This window comes from Diaphorobacter sp. JS3051 (genome assembly GCF_015832135.1).
GTDB lineage: Bacteria > Pseudomonadota > Gammaproteobacteria > Burkholderiales > Burkholderiaceae_C > Diaphorobacter > Diaphorobacter nitroreducens.
Genome location: NZ_CP065406.1, coordinates 1,398,481 through 1,416,530 on the forward strand (window position 1 = coordinate 1,398,481; position 18,050 = coordinate 1,416,530).

The 18,050-nt window shown below is 63.2% G+C and carries 15 protein-coding genes and 3 pseudogenes; 11 read left to right on the forward strand and 7 right to left on the reverse strand.

All coding sequences use genetic code 11. The annotated features are described in order from the left end of the window. Positions 1 to 37: 37 nt before the first annotated feature. A complete protein-coding gene (locus I3K84_RS06605; RefSeq protein ID WP_231403305.1) occupies positions 38 to 1,156 on the reverse strand; it encodes an IS630 family transposase in 1,119 nt (372 codons plus the stop codon). A 132-nt stretch (positions 1,157 to 1,288) separates the two neighbouring features. Here I3K84_RS06605 and I3K84_RS06610 point away from each other — a divergent pair, with 132 nt between their 5' ends. After that, positions 1,289 to 2,278: a GlxA family transcriptional regulator gene (locus I3K84_RS06610; RefSeq protein ID WP_009516242.1), complete on the forward strand. Its 990-nt coding sequence runs from the start codon at positions 1,289 to 1,291 to the stop codon at positions 2,276 to 2,278. 24 nt (positions 2,279 to 2,302) lie between these two features. Here the strand turns inward: I3K84_RS06610 and I3K84_RS06615 are convergent, their stop codons facing one another. Next, positions 2,303 to 2,938: a LysR substrate-binding domain-containing protein gene (locus tag I3K84_RS06615; protein WP_035624309.1), complete on the reverse strand. Its 636-nt coding sequence runs from the start codon at positions 2,936 to 2,938 to the stop codon at positions 2,303 to 2,305. A 119-nt stretch (positions 2,939 to 3,057) separates the two neighbouring features. Between I3K84_RS06615 and I3K84_RS22215 the strand changes: the two are divergent. From I3K84_RS22215 to I3K84_RS06625, 3 genes and pseudogenes are all read left to right on the forward strand, one after another. Further along, positions 3,058 to 3,201: pseudogene (locus I3K84_RS22215) on the forward strand (transcriptional regulator); the annotation flags it as partial. Positions 3,202 to 3,269: 68 nt separating this feature from the next. Beyond that, positions 3,270 to 4,496, forward strand: a complete 1,227-nt coding sequence (locus I3K84_RS06620) for an IS256 family transposase (protein ID WP_103738104.1) — start codon at positions 3,270 to 3,272, stop codon at positions 4,494 to 4,496. A 39-nt stretch (positions 4,497 to 4,535) separates the two neighbouring features. Then, a pseudogene (locus I3K84_RS06625) lies at positions 4,536 to 4,691 on the forward strand (helix-turn-helix domain-containing protein); the annotation flags it as partial. Positions 4,692 to 4,722: 31 nt separating this feature from the next. On the opposite strand, the gene I3K84_RS06630 reads toward I3K84_RS06625, so the two are convergent. The 3 genes and pseudogenes from I3K84_RS06630 to I3K84_RS06640 form a co-directional block, all read right to left on the reverse strand. After that, positions 4,723 to 5,613: a LysR family transcriptional regulator gene (locus I3K84_RS06630; protein WP_196995157.1), complete on the reverse strand. Its 891-nt coding sequence runs from the start codon at positions 5,611 to 5,613 to the stop codon at positions 4,723 to 4,725. 208 nt (positions 5,614 to 5,821) lie between these two features. Next, positions 5,822 to 8,941 (reverse strand): efflux RND transporter permease subunit, encoded by a 3,120-nt coding sequence (locus tag I3K84_RS06635; RefSeq protein ID WP_011804653.1) that lies wholly within the window; start codon positions 8,939 to 8,941, stop codon positions 5,822 to 5,824. After that, positions 8,938 to 9,141, reverse strand: a pseudogene (locus I3K84_RS06640) (copper-binding protein); the annotation flags it as partial. The gene I3K84_RS06635 and the pseudogene I3K84_RS06640, both read right to left, overlap by 4 nt. Positions 9,142 to 9,227: 86 nt before the next feature. On the opposite strand from I3K84_RS06640, the gene I3K84_RS06645 reads away from it, so the two are divergent. The 7 genes from I3K84_RS06645 to I3K84_RS06675 all read left to right on the forward strand — a co-directional run bounded on the left by I3K84_RS06645 (position 9,228) and on the right by I3K84_RS06675 (position 15,952). Beyond that, positions 9,228 to 10,346 (forward strand): IS630 family transposase, encoded by a 1,119-nt coding sequence (locus I3K84_RS06645; RefSeq protein ID WP_231403305.1) that lies wholly within the window; start codon positions 9,228 to 9,230, stop codon positions 10,344 to 10,346. Positions 10,347 to 10,487: 141 nt separating this feature from the next. Further along, on the forward strand, positions 10,488 to 11,609 hold the full coding sequence (locus I3K84_RS06650; protein WP_011806374.1) for a branched-chain amino acid ABC transporter substrate-binding protein: 1,122 nt from the start codon (positions 10,488 to 10,490) through the stop codon (positions 11,607 to 11,609). Between the two features lie 101 nt (positions 11,610 to 11,710). Beyond that, on the forward strand, positions 11,711 to 12,637 hold the full coding sequence (livH, locus tag I3K84_RS06655) for a high-affinity branched-chain amino acid ABC transporter permease LivH (protein ID WP_011806375.1): 927 nt from the start codon (positions 11,711 to 11,713) through the stop codon (positions 12,635 to 12,637). Beyond that, positions 12,637 to 13,878, forward strand: a complete 1,242-nt coding sequence (locus tag I3K84_RS06660) for a high-affinity branched-chain amino acid ABC transporter permease LivM (RefSeq protein ID WP_011806376.1) — start codon at positions 12,637 to 12,639, stop codon at positions 13,876 to 13,878. Before livH ends, I3K84_RS06660 begins: the two co-directional genes overlap by 1 nt. Continuing rightward, entirely contained in the window at positions 13,875 to 14,642 is a 768-nt protein-coding gene (gene livG, locus I3K84_RS06665; protein WP_011806377.1) for a high-affinity branched-chain amino acid ABC transporter ATP-binding protein LivG, read from the forward strand. Before I3K84_RS06660 ends, livG begins: the two co-directional genes overlap by 4 nt. Further along, on the forward strand, positions 14,642 to 15,355 hold the full coding sequence (locus tag I3K84_RS06670; RefSeq protein ID WP_011806378.1) for an ABC transporter ATP-binding protein: 714 nt from the start codon (positions 14,642 to 14,644) through the stop codon (positions 15,353 to 15,355). Before livG ends, I3K84_RS06670 begins: the two co-directional genes overlap by 1 nt. Positions 15,356 to 15,685: 330 nt before the next feature. Beyond that, on the forward strand, positions 15,686 to 15,952 hold the full coding sequence (locus I3K84_RS06675; RefSeq protein ID WP_196995757.1) for a hypothetical protein: 267 nt from the start codon (positions 15,686 to 15,688) through the stop codon (positions 15,950 to 15,952). 353 nt (positions 15,953 to 16,305) lie between these two features. Here I3K84_RS06675 and I3K84_RS06680 read toward each other — a convergent pair whose 3' ends face one another. Continuing rightward, positions 16,306 to 16,758, reverse strand: a complete 453-nt coding sequence (locus I3K84_RS06680; protein WP_196995758.1) for a carboxymuconolactone decarboxylase family protein — start codon at positions 16,756 to 16,758, stop codon at positions 16,306 to 16,308. 229 nt (positions 16,759 to 16,987) lie between these two features. After that, positions 16,988 to 18,040 carry a 6-phosphofructokinase gene (locus I3K84_RS06685; protein ID WP_196995759.1) on the reverse strand — a complete coding sequence of 351 codons (1,053 nt, stop codon included), beginning with the start codon at positions 18,038 to 18,040 and terminating at the stop codon, positions 16,988 to 16,990. Positions 18,041 to 18,050: the final 10 nt, after the last annotated feature.

The window sequence follows — 18,050 nt, forward strand, 5'->3', positions numbered from 1 at the left end:
AGCAGGGTGCTGACCAGTTGGGCGTGTTGCGCGGCCTCTAGTGTAGTGTTGCATTCTGTTTGGAACTTAATCGGCTATTGGCGCGGATGACCTTTTGCAGGATGTCGCGAGCGTTCTTGGTCCAGATGAACGGCTTGGGGTTGGTGTTGTGATGCGCGATGTACTCATCGATGGCCGAGACGAGTTCGGGCACGCTGGTGAACACCCCGCGGCGTAGCCGGTTCTCGGAGATGTCGCGAAAGAAGCGCTCGACCATGTTCAGCCACGATGCCGAGGTCGGCGTGAAGTGCATGTTGAATCTGGGGTGCTTGGCCAGCCACTCCTGCACAGCTGGATGCTTGTGCGTGGCGTAGTTGTCGGCGATCAGATGCAGCGTCTTGTCCTTGGGCGTCTCCCGATTGATTTGACGCAGGAACTTCAGCCACTCGATGTGGGTGTGGCGCTGCTGGCACTGGCCGATGACCTGACCGTTGAGCACGTTGAGCGCAGCGAACAAGGTGGTTGTGCCGTTGCGCTTGTAGTCGTGCGTCATGGTGGCCGCGCGCCCCTTCTTGAGCGGCAGCCCGGGCTGCGTTCGGTCCAGCGCCTGCACCTGGCTCTTTTCGTCGCAGCACAGCACCAGCGCATGCTCGGGCGGCGACATGTAAAGCCCCACGATGTCTTCGAGCTTTTGCACGAACTGCGGATCGCGCGAGACCTTGAAGCCGCGCACGATGTGAGGCTTGAGACCGTGGGCCTGCCAATGGCGCATCACGGTGCTGGCGCTGACGCCCAACTCAGCGGCCATCGTGCGCGTGCTCCAGTGCGTGGCCGCCTCGGGCTTGGTCTGTGTGGTTAGCTTCACAAGCTTGGCCACATCCACCTTCACCGGCGGTGCGCCGCGCGGCAAGTCGCGCTCGATACCTTGCAGCCCCAATTGCAGGTAGCGTTCACGCCAGCGCGCCACCTGCACGCGCCCAATGCCAAGCTGCTCGGCAATATCCTTGTTTTGCAGCCCCTGCGCGGCCAGCAGCACGATCTGGGCGCGCTGGGCCAATCTGACGCTGGTGCGCTTGGAGCGCGCCAGCCGGCTCAGCTCGCTTTCCTCTTCATCCGTCAACACAATCGTCGGGGCAACTCGCAATTTTTCACTCCAATGCAAACCGTAGTAGAGCATTGGAGCGTGGTTGCTCAATTAAGTTTCATTAAGAATCAAACACTACACTAGAAGCGCAGCGGAATGTCGGCAATGTCATCTAACATGTAGATTCAGACATTGCGGTGCGCGGGCACCCACGGAGCTTGCAGCATGGCAAACATCAAGCGCCTCATCGTCATGGTGCTGTTCGAGCACGTCTATCTGCTGGACGTGACCGGTCCGGCCGAGGTGTTCTCACTTCTTCAGCGCGAGATGGACGAGCCGACGGGCTACGAGGTGGTGTTGGCGGCTGCGACGCTTGCGCCCGTCATGACTTCGGCCGGTGTGCGTGTACTGCCCGATACGACATTCGCCGACCTCGCCCCCCGTAGGATCGACACCCTCGTGGTGCCGGGCGCGGTCGAGGTCGATGCGCAGCGACGCGTGCGCGCCGTCGTAGCGCCTTCGGTGGTGGTATCTGTGAGGGCGCTTGCAGGCCATACCCGACGCCTCGCGTCCGTGTGCGTGGGCGCGCATGTCCTGGCTGCGGCAGGCCTGCTCGAAGGCCGTCGTGTCACCACACATTGGTCCACCGCGCAACAACTCGCTGACGAGCACCCGGAGGTCAAGGTGGATGCCGACCCGATCTTCATCCGCGACCGTGATGTCTGGACCGGCGCCGGCCTGACCGCCTGTCTGGACCTGGCGTTGGCTTTGGTCGCCGATGACTTCGGCGAGCGGTTGGCGCTGCGCGTGGCGCGCCAACTGGTGATGTTCCTAAAGCGCCCGAGTGGGCAAAGCCAATTCAGTGCCTCGCTGGAACCGGCGTCCAAGACCCGGCGCATGGATGCGCTGCGCCACTACATCATGCGCTGCATCGGTAAGCCCATGAGCATCGCGGAACTGGCCGAACAGGCACATGTAAGCGATCGGCAACTGACCCGCATCTTCAAGACGGAATTGAACATGACGCCGGCCGCTTACATTGAATCGGTGCGCGTGGAGATGGCGCGCAATCGGTTGGAAACCACCGACGAACCGCTTGAACGGATTGCCACAACCTGCGGCTTCAATACCACTGACGCGCTCAACCGCGCATTCCGCAGGACCCTGGGCACCACGCCGGCCGAGTACCGCAGCCGGTTCAGGACAGTGTGCTGATCGCGCCCGCCTCGCCTGTCACTATCAGATCGTAACTGCAACCTGCAGCGCTCTGCGCTCGAACCGCTCGGTCGCCGGAGTGGCTTGTACGTAGGGCCGCTGGAGGTACGTCACGACCTCGTAGGGGCCGTCGGCGAGCGATCGCATACTGAGTCCCCATCCGTGAGCGCGCTCGATGCGCGATTGCGTAGAGATTCCCACGCCATAGCCTGCGGCGACCTTGAGCGCCAGCATCTCGAAGGAAGCCACGTACTGCGTGCTCTGCTGCCTCACCGCAGGAAGTGAAGACAACCGCTGATCCAGCAAAGGGCAACTCTCTGCCTGCCAGCGGAAGACAGGGTGATCCAGCAAATCGGCGATCGCGAGCTTGGCGTGATCCATCAAAGAGGATCGCAACGGCATAGCAACTGCCATGTGCTCGATCCACAAGGGTTGTGTATGGAGAGCCGAATCGGTCGCTCCTTGAAGCGACATCGCTGCGTCGTAATGGCCATCCTTCAGTCCCGCAAGAATCTCGTCACCTCTGACCTCAAGGAGCGCTATGGTGACCTCTGGCTCTTCGGCGCGTTGGAGCGCAAGCAGGTCCGAAAGCCTCGATGACGTTACGCCTGGCGCTATCGCAAGCCTGAGATGGGGAGGTTGGCTGATGACGGTGGGCATGTGAGCCTATAAAAGCGAAAAAGCAGATCAGGTTCAGCCAACATGAATTAATAGAGTGAAGTTTAACGTCTATAACTTTAACGTGGTTAATTTTTGCGGATTATTCGACGCTTCTGCTGATGCAGAAGCCCACTATTCAGCCAGGTCGTCCCGCTGGCACATCTACGTATGAGTCCGCTCCAGCAATGGCGTTTGGGCAGGCCGTACGCGCAGCGCGTGTCGCTCAAGCAATCGCTCAAGACGAGTTCGCAGCCCTGGCAGGGAGGGTGTGCAGAATTTTGTGTAAACGGACAATCCACCGCCGGCGTAAGCCGGCCTGTCCGTAAGCACAATGAACACCAAGAAACACGACGTACCCGAAGAACTGCTGTCTGGCCTGCTGGCCAACTACAAGAAGCCCGAAGACCTCATCGGCGAGAACGGTCTGCTCAAGCAACTTACCAAGCTGCTGGTCGAGCGAGCCCTGGACGCTGAGCTGACTGAGCACCTGGGCCATGAACGCAACGAGGCGGTGGCCAACCCCGCTGGCAACACCCGCAACGGCAAGAGCAAGAAGACCCTCAAGGGCGAGTTCGGCGAATTGCCCATCGAAGTGCCACGCGACCGCCATGGCAGCTTCGAGCCTCAGCTCATCCCCAAGCACCAGACCCGCTGGGCCGGCTTCGACGACAAAATCATCTCGCTGTACGCCCGTGGCATGACGGTGCGCGAGATACAGGCCCACCTCGAAGAGATGTACGGCACCGAGGTCTCACCCAGCCTGATTTCCTCGGTGACAGATGCCGTGGCCGACGAGGTCAAGGCCTGGCAGGCCCGACCGCTGGAGCCGATTTATCCCATCGTCTATCTGGACTGCATCCATGTGAAGGTGCGCGAGGGCGCGGTGCGGGTCAAGGCGGTGTACCTGGCCATCGGCATCACCATGACGGGCGACAAGGAGGTGCTGGGCCTGTGGCTGGCCCAGACCGAGGGCGCCAAGTTCTGGCTGCAGGTGGTCACCGAGTTGCGCAACCGGGGCGTGCAGGACATCTTCATCGCCTGCGTCGATGGGCTCAAGGGCTTCCCTGACGCCATTGAGGCCGTCTTTCCCAAGGCGGTGGTGCAACTATGCATCGTTCACATGGTGCGCCACAGCCTGAACTACGTCTCATGGAAGCGCCGCAAAGAGGTGGCTGCCGACCTGCGCCGCATCTACACGGCCGCCACCGCCGAGGAGGCCGAGCTGATGCTCGGGGAATTCGAGGAGCGCTGGGATGCCGAGTACCTGCCCATTGGCCAGTCCTGGCGCAGGAACTGGAGCCGACTCATCCCGTTCTTTGACTACCCGCCGGAAATCCGCAAGGTCATCTACACCACCAACGCCATCGAGTCGGTGAACATGGGCCTGAGGAAGCTGACCAAGAACCGGGGCTCATTCCCCAGCGATGAGGCGCTGAGCAAGCTGTTCTACCTGGCCCTGCGCAACATCAGCCAGAAGTGGACCATGCCCATCCGGGATTGGAAGGCTGCGCTGACCCGCTTTACCATTCAGTTCGGAGACCGCATCTCCGTCAACTGAAGTCCGAACCGTTTACACAAAAATTCGGACACGCCCCTGGCAGGCATTTCGCGCTCGCACATGGGCAAGATCGAGCGTGGCGAGCATGTACCCACGCTCCCCCTCATACTTAAAATTTCCATGGCGCTCAAGATCAGTGCGGCCGAATTGATCGCGGCAACGGAAAGCAATCTTCGCAATCCAACCGAGGCCTGAGATCGAGCGTTCCGAAGGGCAGCACCTTCCCTCAGTCACCCGAGTGTTCGCGCAGGCGCACGATAAATCGCTCCAGCGCCTCCGGCAAGTCGTCGCTATCGGGCCGAAGCAGATAGGTGGTGATCACCGCCGAATCAACGGCCAGGGGACGGACTACGACATCAGGACGCTGGCTGACTGCGATCCTGGCCGCGGTTGTGAAGCCGACACCATAGCCTGCGCCAACCAAGGTGAGCATCATGTCGAGCGAAGACACCTGCTCAGCGACGTTGGGTTCACGTTCCAGCGGCCGCAAGAGCCGGGCCAGTTCACGGCAGTAGCCTTCGCATACCTGTGGGTTGCACAGCACCAGAGGATGGCAGGCGAGTTCGTGCAGGGGAATCTTCTTGTGCGACAACAGCGGGTGCCTAGGAGGCATCGCGACCACCAATGGATCCTGCCAGATTGTTTCGGCCACGATGCCTTCGCCCACATCGGCAGCGTGCGCAAATCCGATGGTGAAGTCGCCTGATCGGAGTCCTCGCACTTGCTCGGCCAAGGGCACTTCGGACAGGCGAATCTCGATCTCCGGCTCTTCCTCGCGACAATGGGCCAGGAACGCCGACAGCCGAGGATCAATCGCGCCGTCGGATACGGCGATGCGCAGGCTCCCTTGTGAGCCCGCTGCTACCGCTTTGACGTTCTCCCGTGCTTGTTCCAATACGGTAAACAATCTGCGAACGTCCTGCAGAAAGGCGACGCCCGCGGAGGTCAGCAGAGTTCCACGTCGATTTCGATCGAAGAGCACCACTCCTAACTCATCCTCAAGTTCCTTGATGGCTCGGGACAGCGGGGGTTGCTCGATATGCAGGCGCTCCGCCGCTCGGGTGAAATGCAACTCTTCTGCTAGGGCTACAAAACAACGAAGGTGTCGCAATTCCATGGATCAGTGCCCCAAGATTGAATGCATGAATTGCTTAACCATTGTTCAGGTCACCCCTGACAGAGTGATGAGCAGATGATTATTTTCTTGTAAAGATCAATGCAATAGGAAGTCCTTGCCAGAGAGAAATGCTCCCGGCTTCTGCGCGGGCGGCTTGATCCCTCGCGTCCAGCAGGGCCTCGTCGTGAGGCCCTGCCGCGTTGCAACGTTAGCGTGGCTTACGCATCAGCAGGTAGGCAGCCGGAATCACGAACAGCGACAGCAACGGTGCGGTCACCATCCCGCCGAGCATCGGGGCTGCTATGCGGCTCATGACTTCAGAGCCCGTGCCGCTGCTCCAAACAATGGGTACCAGGCCCGCCAGGATGACCGCAACGGTCATCGCTTTTGGGCGCACGCGCAGCACCGCCCCTTCCCGGATCGCATCGAGCAGTTCTTCTCGCGTCGGTTCGCGTCCATCGGGGCAACGTTCCGCCAAGGCCTGCTTCAGATAGATGAGCATCACCACGCCGAACTCCGCCGCCACACCTGCCAGCGCGATGAATCCCACGCCGGTGGCGATGGACAGGTTGTAATTCAGCAGGTACAGGAACCAGATGCCCCCCGTGAGCGCGAAGGGCAAAGTCGCCATGATCAAGCCCGCTTCGTCCACACGCGCGAAGGTCAGGTACAACAGAACGAAGATGATCAACAGGGTGGCAGGCTCCACAACCTTCAGGCGTGCATTGGCCCGCTCCATGTATTCGAACTGCCCGGAGTAGGTGATGCTCACACCCGGCTCCAGCTTGACCTGCTGCCCGATGGCATCGCGCAGTTCATTGGCCACCGAGGCTAGATCACGGCCGCGCACATCGACATAGACCCAACCGGAGGGCCGTGCGTTCTCGCTCTTGAGCATGGGCGGCCCATCGGTGATCGCGATGCGTGCCACGGTCCCCAACGTAATCTGCTGACCCATCGGCGTGAAGATGGGGAGTTCTGCCAGCCGTTGTGGTGAATCACGCCATTCTCGCGCGTAGCGCAGATTGATCGGAAAGCGGGCAAGCCCCTCGACCGTCTCCGAGACGTTTTCGCCACCCACCGCGCCGGCGATGACCGCCTGGATATCGGCGATGTTCAGGCCGTAGCGACCGGCGGCTACGCGATCGATCTGAACATCCACGTAGCGCCCGCCCGTCAAGCGCTCCGCGAGTGATGACGTCACGCCGGGAATGCCCTTGGCGACCTGCTCGACCTCTGCAGCGATGCGATCGATCACGCCCAGGTCGTTGCCAGTCACCTTCACCCCGATCGGGCTCTTGATGCCGGTAGCCAGCATATCGATGCGATTGCGGATAGGGGGAATCCATATATTGGACAGGCCCGGGATCTTCACGGCACGATCCAGCTCTTCCACGAGCTTCTCGGGCGTCATGCCTGGACGCCATTGTTCCCTGGGCTTGAGCTTCACCGTGGTCTCGAACATCTCCAGGGGCGCCGGATCGGTCGCAGTTTCGGCCCGTCCTGCCTTGCCGAACACCTTGTCCACTTCAGGTACGGTCTTGATCATGCGGTTGCTCAGCTGCAGCAACTCCGTGGCGCGCTGCGCCGAGAGTCCCGGCAGGGCCGAGGGCATGTAGAGCAGGTCCCCTTCGTCCAACCTCGGCAGAAACTCACCGCCGAGCCGCGCCAAGGGCCAGGCCGTGGTCGCCAAGGCCAGCACGGCGATCAGCAGCGTCGCCTTGGGCCGGCGCAGTACCCACTCCAGTGCTGGCCGGTAGGCTGCAATCAGGATGCGGGTAATGGGGTTCTTCTGCTCATCTGGGATACGCCCGCGAATCCAGTAGCCCATGAGTACGGGAATCAGCGTCACCGACAGCCCTGCGGCCGCAGGCATCGCGTAGGTCTTGGTGAATGCCAGCGGGCCGAACAGCCGGCCTTCCTGCGCTTCTAGGGTGAAGACCGGGATGAACGAGAGCGTGATGATGAGCAGCGAGAAGAAGAGCGCAGGACCGACTTCCTCCGCGGCCTGTGTGATCACGTCCCACCGTTCCTTGCCCTGCAGTCGTTGATTCGGGTGCGCGTGCTGCCAAGCCTCCAGCTTCTTGTGGGCGTTCTCGATCATCACCACCGCTGCATCCACCATCGCCCCCACGGCGATGGCAATCCCCCCCAGCGACATGATGTTGGCGTTGATGCCCTGGTAGCGCATGACCAGGAACGCCGTCATCACGCCCAGAGGTAGCGAGATGATGGCCACCAGCGCAGAACGAAGATGCCAAAGGAACAGTGCGCAGACCAGCGCCACCACCAGAAACTCTTCGCCCAGCTTGGTCGTGAGATTGCGAATGGCCCGCTCGATCAGCGCGCTGCGGTCGTAGGTGGTGACGATCTCGACGCCCGGCGGCAGGCTGCCCTGCAGCTCCGCCAGCTTGGCCTTGACGGCAGCGATCGTCTCCTGGGCATTCTTGCCGGAGCGCAGCACCACCACGCCGCCGGCGACCTCGCCTTCTCCGTCGAGTTCCGCAATGCCACGCCGCATCTCCGGGCCTATCTGGAGCATCGCCACATCCCCCAGCCGCACCGGCACACCGCCGCGTGCCGTCAAGGGGATCTCCCGGAACTCGTCCAGGGTCTTGAGGTATCCGCTCGCGCGGACCATGTACTCCGCGCCTGACAATTCCAGGACGGAGCCGCCGGTCTCCTGGTTGGCCGCCATCAGGGCATCGCGGACTTGAGCCTGACTGAGGCCATAGGACGCCAACTTGATCGGGTCGAGCACGACCTGGTACTGCTTGACCATGCCCCCCACCGATGCCACCTCGGCCACGTTGGGCAGGCTCTTGAGTTCGAACTTCAGGAACCAGTCCTGCAACGCACGCAGTTGCGCCAGATCGTTCTTGCCCGTGCGATCCACGAGCGCGTACTGGAAGATCCAGCCGACGCCTGTGGCGTCCGGACCCAGGGCCGGCTTCGCCGTGGCGGGCAATCGGCCCTGGACCTGGTTCAGGTATTCCAGTACCCGTGAGCGGGCCCAGTACAGGTCGGTTCCGTCCTCGAACAAGACATAGACGAACGAGTCGCCAAAGAACGAGAAGCCGCGCACGGTCTTGGCCCCTGGCACCGACAGCATGGTGGTGGCCAACGGGTAGGTGACCTGGTTCTCGACGATCTGCGGCGCCTGTCCTGGGTAGTTGGTGCGAATGATGACCTGCACGTCTGACAAGTCCGGCAGCGCATCCACGGGCGTGCTGCGAACGCCCCACACGCCCCATGCCGTGAGCATGGCGGTGGCCAGCAGCACCAGGAAGCGATTGGCCACCGACCATCGAATCAGCTTGGCGATCATGGCTGCACCTTTTCGATGGCCGTGATCACGTAGTCCTCACCTTGCTTGGAGAAGGTGAATCGCACCTGCTGCCGAACCGAAAGACCCGCGGCGAGCTGCGGGCTGCTCAGCTTGAAGCCCATGGTCATGGCCGGCCATTGGAGGGCCGGCACGGCCTCGTGCGCCAGCGTCAGCTCGGTGGGCGACATCTCCTCGATTGTTAATTTCCACGCAAAACTGACCCGCCTCAAACCCGCTAGTGTAGTGTTTGATTCTTAATGAAACTTAATTGAGCAACCACGCTCCAATGCTCTACTACGGTTTGCATTGGAGTGAAAAATTGCGAGTTGCCCCGACGATTGTGTTGACGGATGAAGAGGAAAGCGAGCTGAGCCGGCTGGCGCGCTCCAAGCGCACCAGCGTCAGATTGGCCCAGCGCGCCCAGATCGTGCTGCTGGCCGCGCAGGGGCTGCAAAACAAGGATATTGCCGAGCAGCTTGGCATTGGGCGCGTGCAGGTGGCGCGCTGGCGTGAACGCTACCTGCAATTGGGGCTGCAAGGTATCGAGCGCGACTTGCCGCGCGGCGCACCGCCGGTGAAGGTGGATGTGGCCAAGCTTGTGAAGCTAACCACACAGACCAAGCCCGAGGCGGCCACGCACTGGAGCACGCGCACGATGGCCGCTGAGTTGGGCGTCAGCGCCAGCACCGTGATGCGCCATTGGCAGGCCCACGGTCTCAAGCCTCACATCGTGCGCGGCTTCAAGGTCTCGCGCGATCCGCAGTTCGTGCAAAAGCTCGAAGACATCGTGGGGCTTTACATGTCGCCGCCCGAGCATGCGCTGGTGCTGTGCTGCGACGAAAAGAGCCAGGTGCAGGCGCTGGACCGAACGCAGCCCGGGCTGCCGCTCAAGAAGGGGCGCGCGGCCACCATGACGCACGACTACAAGCGCAACGGCACAACCACCTTGTTCGCTGCGCTCAACGTGCTCAACGGTCAGGTCATCGGCCAGTGCCAGCAGCGCCACACCCACATCGAGTGGCTGAAGTTCCTGCGTCAAATCAATCGGGAGACGCCCAAGGACAAGACGCTGCATCTGATCGCCGACAACTACGCCACGCACAAGCATCCAGCTGTGCAGGAGTGGCTGGCCAAGCACCCCAGATTCAACATGCACTTCACGCCGACCTCGGCATCGTGGCTGAACATGGTCGAGCGCTTCTTTCGCGACATCTCCGAGAACCGGCTACGCCGCGGGGTGTTCACCAGCGTGCCCGAACTCGTCTCGGCCATCGATGAGTACATCGCGCATCACAACACCAACCCCAAGCCGTTCATCTGGACCAAGAACGCTCGCGACATCCTGCAAAAGGTCATCCGCGCCAATAGCCGATTAAGTTCCAAACAGAATGCAACACTACACTAGCAAAAACCTTCCGGCAGGGCCACCCCCGGTTACCCTGTTGCCAACGCCACACATCCCGTTAATCTTTGCGGCCTACGTCTCAGGCCCCCACCGGGGCCTGTTGATTTTTCAGACCGCTTTACCCAAAGTTGAAAGAGTCCTATGAGCATTCCGTTCCGCATGCACACCGTCGTTGCCGCACTGGGTCTGGCCGGTGCCGCTTTGTTCTCCACCGCGCATGCGCAAGTCAAGATCGCCATGGTGATGCCCACCACTGGCCCGCTGACGCAGTACGGTGACATGGTCAAGGAAGGCGTGACAACGGCCGTCGAGATGGCCAACGCCGCTGGCGGCGTGGGCGGCAAGAAGATCGAGCTGGTCTCCATCGACGATGCCTGCGAACCCAAGCAAGGCCCCGTGGCCGCCAACCGTGTGGTGAATGCCAAGATCGGCTACGTGATCGGCCCGGTGTGCTCGGGTGCCTCCATCGCTGCCGCTCCCATCTACAACAACGAGGGCGTGGTCGTCATCACCCCGTCGGCCACCTCCCCGGCGCTCACCGACGGCAAGAACTACCACTTCATCTTCCGCACCATCGGCCGTGACGACCAACAGGGCCCTGCCGCTGCCAAGTTCATCGCCGAAAAGGCCAAGCCCAAGAAGGTCGCCGTGCTGCACGACAAGCAGTCCTATGGCCAGGGCATCGCCTCCTCCGTGCGTGACGACCTGAAGAAGGCAGGCATCACCGTGGCGCTGTTCGAAGGCATCAACGCCGGCGACAGCGACTACTCCGCCGTCATCACCAAGCTCAAGAGCGCTGGCGTGGACTTCGTGTACTACGGCGGCTACCACCCCGAGATGGGCCTGCTGCTGCGCCAGGCCGGCGAGCAAGGCCTGAAGGTGCGCATGATGGGCCCCGAGGGCGTGGGCAACCCTGAGGTGAACGCCATTGCCGGTAACGCCGTGGAAGGCATGCTGGTGACGCTGCCGGCCGACTTCGCTGCCAACCCCAAGAACGCTGCCGTCGTGGCCGCCTTCAAGGACAAGAAGCGCAATGCGTCCGGCGCCTTCCAGCTGACCTCGTTCGCCGCCACCCAGGCACTGCTGGACAGCATCAAGGCCGTGGGTGACAACCCTGCCAAGGTGGCCGACCACCTGCACAAGAGCACCATCGAAACGGTGCTGGGCCCCGTGTCCTGGAACAAGCAGGGCGACCTGAACAGCTTCGACTTCCAGGTCTTCCAGTGGCACAAGGACGGCAGCAAGAGCCTGGCCGCCAAGTAAACCCACCTCCCCGTCCCAAGGGTGCGTTGCGCAAGCCACGCACCCTTGGTCCATTGCATTCGGCCCCTGGAGGGGCCTTTTCCTGTTGAGGGGTGGCATGCATGTCTGATCTCATACCCCAGCTGGTACAACAGCTGTTCAATGGTCTTTCGCTGGGCGCCATCTACGCGCTGATCGCGATCGGCTACACGATGGTCTACGGCATCATCGGAATGATCAACTTCGCCCATGGCGACATCTACATGATCGGCGCCTACATCGGCCTGGTCACGCTGTCGGCCGTCGGCGTGCAGAGTGGTCTGCCGGTGTGGGCGATCATCGCCCTGATGCTGGTGGTAGCGGTGGCCATCACGGGCGTCTACGGCTTCGTGGTGGAGCAGGTGGCCTATAAGCCGCTGCGCAGCAGCCCGCGCCTGGTGGCGCTGATCTCGGCCATCGGCATGTCCATCTTCCTGCAGAACTGGGTGGCGCTGGGCCAGGGCGCGCGCGACATGGCCGTGCCCTCGCTGATCCCCGGCGCGCTGCGCTTTGGCAGTGAAGGCGGCTTCGAGGTCTACGTGCCCTACTCGCGCATCCTCATCATCGCCGTGGCGGTGGTGCTGATGATTGCGCTCACGCTGTACATCCAGCACTCGCGCATGGGCCGCGCCTCGCGCGCCTGCTCGCAGGACATGCACATGGCCAACCTGCTGGGCATCGACACCAACCGCGTGATCTCGTTCACCTTCATCCTGGGCGCCATGCTGGCGGCCGTGGGCGGCGTGCTGATCGCACTCGCCGTGGGCAAGCTCAACCCCTTCATCGGGTTCATCGCAGGCATCAAGGCGTTCACGGCGGCCGTCCTCGGGGGCATCGGCTCCATTCCCGGCGCCATGCTGGGCGGGGTGATCCTGGGCGTGGCCGAGACCTTCGCCGCCGCCTACATCTCGTCGGAGTACAAGGACATCGTGGCCTTCGGCCTGCTGGTGCTCATCCTGCTGGTGCGCCCCACGGGCCTGCTGGGCAAGCCTGAAGTGGAGAAAGTCTGATGCACGCCACCGGTTTTTCTTCCCATCTCAAGAACGCGCTGATCGCCACCTTTCTGGCGGCCATCGTGGTACTGCCCATTTTCACGCTGCACCTGGAGCGCGCGGGCACGCGCACCATCATCGTGCCCGAGTGGCGCACGCTGCTGTGGGGGTGCCTCGCCGTGTTCGTGGTGCAGCTGCTGCGCCCGCTGCTGGGCGCGCGGCTGCCCAAGCTGTCGCTGCCCAGCCTGCCTCAGGCGGCGCCGGGCCAGCGCAAGGTGCTGATCTTCGTGGCGCTGATGATCGCGGCATCGTGGCCGTTCTTCGCCGGCCGCAACGCCGTGGACATCGCCACGCTGGCCATGATCTATGTGATGCTGGGCCTCGGCCTGAACATCGTGGTGGGCTTCGCCGGCCTGTTGGACCTGGGCTTCGTGGGCTTCTATGCCGTGGGTGCCTACACCTATGCGCTGCTGTTCCACTGGGCCGGCTGGAGCTTCTGGGAAGCCCTTCCCCTGGCCGGCGCGGCGGCGGCGCTGTTCGGCTTCGTGCTGGGCTTTCCAGTGCTGCGCCTGCGGGGTGACTATCTGGCCATCGTGACGCTGGGCTTTGGCGAAATCATCCGGCTGCTGCTGGTCAACCTGACCGACTGGACGGGCGGACCGGACGGCATCTCCAGCATTCCCAAGCCGTCCGTGCTGGGCCTGGAGATGACGCGCTCGCCCACCGTGGAGGGCGGCACCACCTTCCACCAGTTCTTCGGGATGGAGTTCAACTCCCTGCACATGGTGATCGCCCTGTACCTGATGGCGCTGCTGCTCGCGGTGGTCACGCTGTTCATCAGCAACCGCCTGATCCGCATGCCCATCGGCCGCGCCTGGGAGGCACTGCGCGAGGACGAGATCGCCTGCCGGTCGCTGGGCCTGAACCCCATGAAGATCAAGCTCTCGGCCTTCACGCTGGGCGCCATGTTCGCGGGCTTCGGCGGCGCGTTCTTCGCGGCGCGTCAGGGCATCGTGAACCCCGAGTCGTTCACCTTCATCGAGTCTGCGCTGATCCTGGCCATCGTGGTGCTGGGCGGCATGGGCTCGCAGCTGGGCGTGATCGTGGCGGCCATCATCCTTACCGTGTTGCCCGAACTGGCACGCGAATTCTCCGAGTACCGCATGCTGATCTTCGGCCTGGTCATGATTCTGATGATGGTGTGGCGCCCGCAGGGCCTGCTGCCCATGAAACGCCACCATGTGGAGGTGCCCGCATGAGCGCCCCCCTGCTTGAGGTCAAGGACCTGTGCATGCGCTTCGGCGGCCTGCTGGCGGTGGACCATGTGGCCTTCGACGTGAAACCGCAGGAGGTGTTTGCCATCATCGGCCCCAACGGTGCGGGCAAGACCACGGTGTTCAACTGCATCAGCGGCTTCTACCAGCCCAGCAGCGGCCAGATCGCGCTGCAGGGCCAGGCCATCGCGGGCTACACCAGCCACCAGGTCGCGCGTCAGGGCGTGGTGCGCACGTTCCAGAACGTGCGCCTGTTCAAGGGCATGACGGTGCTGGAGAACCTGCTGGTGGCCCAGCACCACCAGTCGCAGGCGCCGCTGCTGGCCGGCCTGTTCAACACCGCGCGCTACCGCCGGAGCGAGACCGAGAAGATCGATCAAGCCATGCACTGGCTGGACGTCATGGGCCTGCGCGAGTTCGTGAACCGCGAGGCCGGCAACCTGGCCTACGGGCACCAGCGCCGCCTGGAGATCGCGCGCTGCATGATCACCAAGCCGCGCCTGCTCATGCTGGACGAGCCCGCCGCGGGCCTGAACCCGCAGGAGAAGAAGGACCTGCAGGCGCTGATCGACCAATTGCGCCGCCAGTACGGCGTGACGGTGCTGCTCATCGAGCACGACATGGGGCTGGTGATGGGCGTTTCCGAGCGCATCCTGGTCATGGAATACGGCAAACCCATCGCCATGGGCACGCCCGACGCCATCCGCAACGACGAACGGGTCATCAAGGCCTATCTGGGGGAAGCGTGATGGCCCAGCCCATGCTGCAAGTAGAAAACCTGTCCACGCACTACGGCGCGATCTGCGCCGTGAATGGCGTGAGCCTGCACGTGAACCAGGGCGAAATCGTCTCGCTGATCGGCTCCAATGGCGCGGGCAAGACCTCGCTGCTCATGACCCTGTGCGGCACGCCGCGCGCCAGCGGCGGCACCGTGCGCTTCGAGGGCGAGGACATCACCCAGCAACCCACGCACCTCATCATGCGCAAGGGCATCGCCGTCTCGCCCGAGGGACGCCGCATCTTCTCGAACCTGACCGTGGTCGAGAACCTGAAGATGGGTGGCTTCTTCCAGGACGGCGCGGCCATTGAGGAGGGCATGGAACACGTGTTCAAGCTGTTTCCGCGCCTGAAGGACCGCGCAGCGCAGCGTGCCGGCACCATGTCGGGTGGCGAGCAGCAGATGCTGGCCATCGGCCGCGCGCTGATGAGCAAGCCCCGCCTGCTGCTGCTGGACGAGCCCACGCTGGGCCTGGCGCCGCTGATCATTGCGCAGATCTTCGAGATCATCCAGGCCATCCGTGCCGAGGGCGTGACCGTGTTTCTGGTGGAGCAGAACGCCAACCGCGCCCTGCAGATCGCCGACCGCGGCTACGTGCTGGAAAACGGCCGCGTGGTGCTGGAGGACACCGGCGCCGCCCTGCTCACCAATGCGGACGTGCGCAAGGCCTATCTGGGCGCTTGACGCAAAGCTGGTGCGACACGAAAGCGGCCTACAGGCCGCTTTTCTTTTGATAGCTGCTCGCGCTTACCCCATAACGCTTGGAATCATATTTCCTTCAGATTCCACCTGAACGACAAGCGCGCCCTGTTTTGCAACGCGTGCGGTGCTGAGGCCCCCCGCGTTTCCCGTGGCAAGTGCCGGGACTGCTCCACGTCGCAGCCCAAAGAATGGCCGCCGCAGTAGCGTGCCTCCTACCACGCAGGTAGGAAACCGCTGACCTGTTTCCCTGTACGCGACCATTTCAATGGATCTGCAGGCAATCCCGCCTGTCCACCTTTTTGGAGAACGACCATGGCACAGCAGGGCAACCAAACCCAGAATCAGCAACAACAAAACCAGCAAAACCAGCAAAACCAGCAAAACCAGCAAAACCAGCAAAACCAGCAGAACCAACAGAACCAACAGAACCAACAGAACCAACAGCAGGGCCAACAAGGCCAGCAGGATCCGACCCGGCAGCAGAACCTGAACCCGCAGGATCAGCGAGATCAGCAGAAATTGCAGAGCCAGCAGAGCCCCAACCAAATGGGCGGCAAGCAGAACCAGCAGGATCGCTGAACGTGATAATCCCAACGGTGCCTGGGCGCGCAAGCGCTTTCGGCACCTGCGGGCAGGCACCGCCGCTGCCGCCGTCTACCAATCTCCCGAACGGGTTTCCCGGCCCCAACAGCGTGGCCGACTACCGCCCGCCGCTGGCTTGGCACCCAGCGCACAGTTCCGCGGCACCCTCTTCATTCGCACCAAAGGCGCGGTGAGTGCGTTCAGGCACAACTGATGCGTGTGAACACCCTTCCCCATACAGCCATGCCGGCGCCCGCAGGGCGTGTCGTCCCCATGCGCGCTTGTCCGGCGCCTGCGCCGTGCGGCGGACTTCACGTAAGGGCATGGGCCGCTGCGGCGGCCCGCCGCCGTCAGGCCCTGACGGGGTAGCGGCTGGAGATGGCGATCCGGTTCCAGGCGTTGATGACCACCGCCAGCCATTCAACGGCGGCTATCTCCTCCTTGGACAAGACGCCTGCTGCTTGTGCGTAAACGGCATCGGGCACCTGCCCGTCCGCGACCAAGGTGACGGCTTCCACCCGTTCCAGAGCGGCGCGCTCCTTCGGGCTGAAGTAATCGGTCTCACGCCACGCGGGCAGCACCGCAATGCGGTCGCCGCTCTCCTGGCTGGCCAGCGCGTCCCGTGCGTGCAGCCTGACACAGAAGGCGCAACGGTTGAGCTGGGATGCCCGCAGGCGCAGGAGGTGCGTGAACCCCGTCGCGATGCCGGCCTGTGCCGCAGCCTCGGACGCCAACCGGTCCCACTCCACCACCGCCTGATACAGCGCGGGGGCGCTCTTTCCAAGATTCACCCGTTCACGCATACGGCTCCCGATGCCTGTCCGGCAGAAAAACCCGGCGCCAGCGATGGGCTACCGCGGGCTGGCCCGGCGTTCCGGCCAGCCCTGATCGTCGCAGATGCGCGGCAGAACACCCGGCCGACACGGTCGTAAGACCGCGTTGGCATGCAGGACAAAATGCGAATCGAATTTGTCTCTAAGCCTTGTGTATCAAGCGCAAGCAGCTCCTAAAAATGAAGCACAACCGGCATATCTACTCCCCCAGGCACACGTCGATCGCCCGCGCGATGGCGATCAGTTCATGGTCCAGCGGCACCTTGCGCTGGGTGTTGGCCACCTGGGCGATGGGGACACTGGCGATGCACCCGCCCTGTAGCGTGACCATGTGGCCGAACTGGCCATCGATCACCAGTTGCGCCGCCCGGTGACCGAAGCGCGTGGCCAGCACACGATCGAACGCGGTCGGGTCGCCCCCGCGCTGCACATGGCCCAGCACGGTGGTGCGCACCTCGCTTTGCAGGTGCGGCTGCAGCCGCTGCCGCAGCACATGGCCCACGCCACCCAGGCGCACGGGGTCGGGGCTGTGGGCCACCTGCTCGCGCACCGTGAGGCCGGCGCCGCGCTCCTTGGCGCCTTCGCCGATGCAGATGACGGTGTAACGCTGGCGCTGCTCGCGCCGACGGCAGCGCTCGATGATGGGCTGCAGGTCGTAGTCGATCTCGGGCAGCAGGATCACGTCGGCCGCGGCGGCAATGCCGCTTTCCAGGGCCAGCCAGCCCGCATGGCGGCCCATGGTCTCGACGATCATGACGCGGTGGTGGCTGTAAGCCGTGCTCTCGATGCGGCGCATCGCGTCGGTGGCCGTGGCCACGGCGGTGTCAAAGCCGAAGCTGCGCTCGCACAGCGCGATGTCGTTGTCGATGGTCTTGGGCACGCCCACGCATTGCAGCCCGATCCGCGCCAGGCCATGGGCCAGGCTCATGGTGCCGTCGCCGCCAATGGCCACCACCACGTCCAGGCCCAGCGCGCGCACGTTGCGCTCCACCTGGGCCAGCGTCGCTTCGTCCTTCAGCGGGTTGGCGCTGTTGCTCGTGCCCAGGATGGTGCCGCCCATGTGCACGATGCCCGAGACCTGGTCCCAGGTGAGCAGCCGCGCGCGCGACGCTTCGCCCCTCAGGCCCTCGAAGCCGTCTTCGATGCCCAGTACCTCGCAGTGTCCGTGGTGGATCAGCGACTTGGTGACCGCGCGGATCACCGCGTTCAGCCCCGGGCAGTCGCCCCCGCCGGTGAGTACGCCGACACGCATCGCCGCCACC

What these genes read in the sequence shown, in the direction of transcription:
- I3K84_RS06610 (WP_009516242.1), top strand. Translation starts at nt 1,289, where the DNA reads ATGGCAAACATCAAGCGCCTCATCGTCATGGTGCTGTTCGAGCACGTC.
- I3K84_RS06675 (WP_196995757.1), top strand. Translation starts at nt 15,686, where the DNA reads ATGGCACAGCAGGGCAACCAAACCCAGAATCAGCAACAACAAAACCAG.
- I3K84_RS06670 (WP_011806378.1), top strand. Translation starts at nt 14,642, where the DNA reads ATGGCCCAGCCCATGCTGCAAGTAGAAAACCTGTCCACGCACTACGGC.
- I3K84_RS06685 (WP_196995759.1), bottom strand. Translation starts at nt 18,040, where the DNA reads ATGCGTGTCGGCGTACTCACCGGCGGGGGCGACTGCCCGGGGCTGAAC.
- I3K84_RS06620 (WP_103738104.1), top strand. Translation starts at nt 3,270, where the DNA reads ATGAACACCAAGAAACACGACGTACCCGAAGAACTGCTGTCTGGCCTG.
- livH (WP_011806375.1), top strand. Translation starts at nt 11,711, where the DNA reads ATGTCTGATCTCATACCCCAGCTGGTACAACAGCTGTTCAATGGTCTT.
- I3K84_RS06630 (WP_196995157.1), bottom strand. Translation starts at nt 5,613, where the DNA reads ATGGAATTGCGACACCTTCGTTGTTTTGTAGCCCTAGCAGAAGAGTTG.
- I3K84_RS06605 (WP_231403305.1), bottom strand. Translation starts at nt 1,156, where the DNA reads ATGCTCTACTACGGTTTGCATTGGAGTGAAAAATTGCGAGTTGCCCCG.
- I3K84_RS06680 (WP_196995758.1), bottom strand. Translation starts at nt 16,758, where the DNA reads ATGCGTGAACGGGTGAATCTTGGAAAGAGCGCCCCCGCGCTGTATCAG.
- I3K84_RS06635 (WP_011804653.1), bottom strand. Translation starts at nt 8,941, where the DNA reads ATGATCGCCAAGCTGATTCGATGGTCGGTGGCCAATCGCTTCCTGGTG.
- I3K84_RS06650 (WP_011806374.1), top strand. Translation starts at nt 10,488, where the DNA reads ATGAGCATTCCGTTCCGCATGCACACCGTCGTTGCCGCACTGGGTCTG.
- I3K84_RS06615 (WP_035624309.1), bottom strand. Translation starts at nt 2,938, where the DNA reads ATGCCCACCGTCATCAGCCAACCTCCCCATCTCAGGCTTGCGATAGCG.
- livG (WP_011806377.1), top strand. Translation starts at nt 13,875, where the DNA reads ATGAGCGCCCCCCTGCTTGAGGTCAAGGACCTGTGCATGCGCTTCGGC.
- I3K84_RS06645 (WP_231403305.1), top strand. Translation starts at nt 9,228, where the DNA reads ATGCTCTACTACGGTTTGCATTGGAGTGAAAAATTGCGAGTTGCCCCG.
- I3K84_RS06660 (WP_011806376.1), top strand. Translation starts at nt 12,637, where the DNA reads ATGCACGCCACCGGTTTTTCTTCCCATCTCAAGAACGCGCTGATCGCC.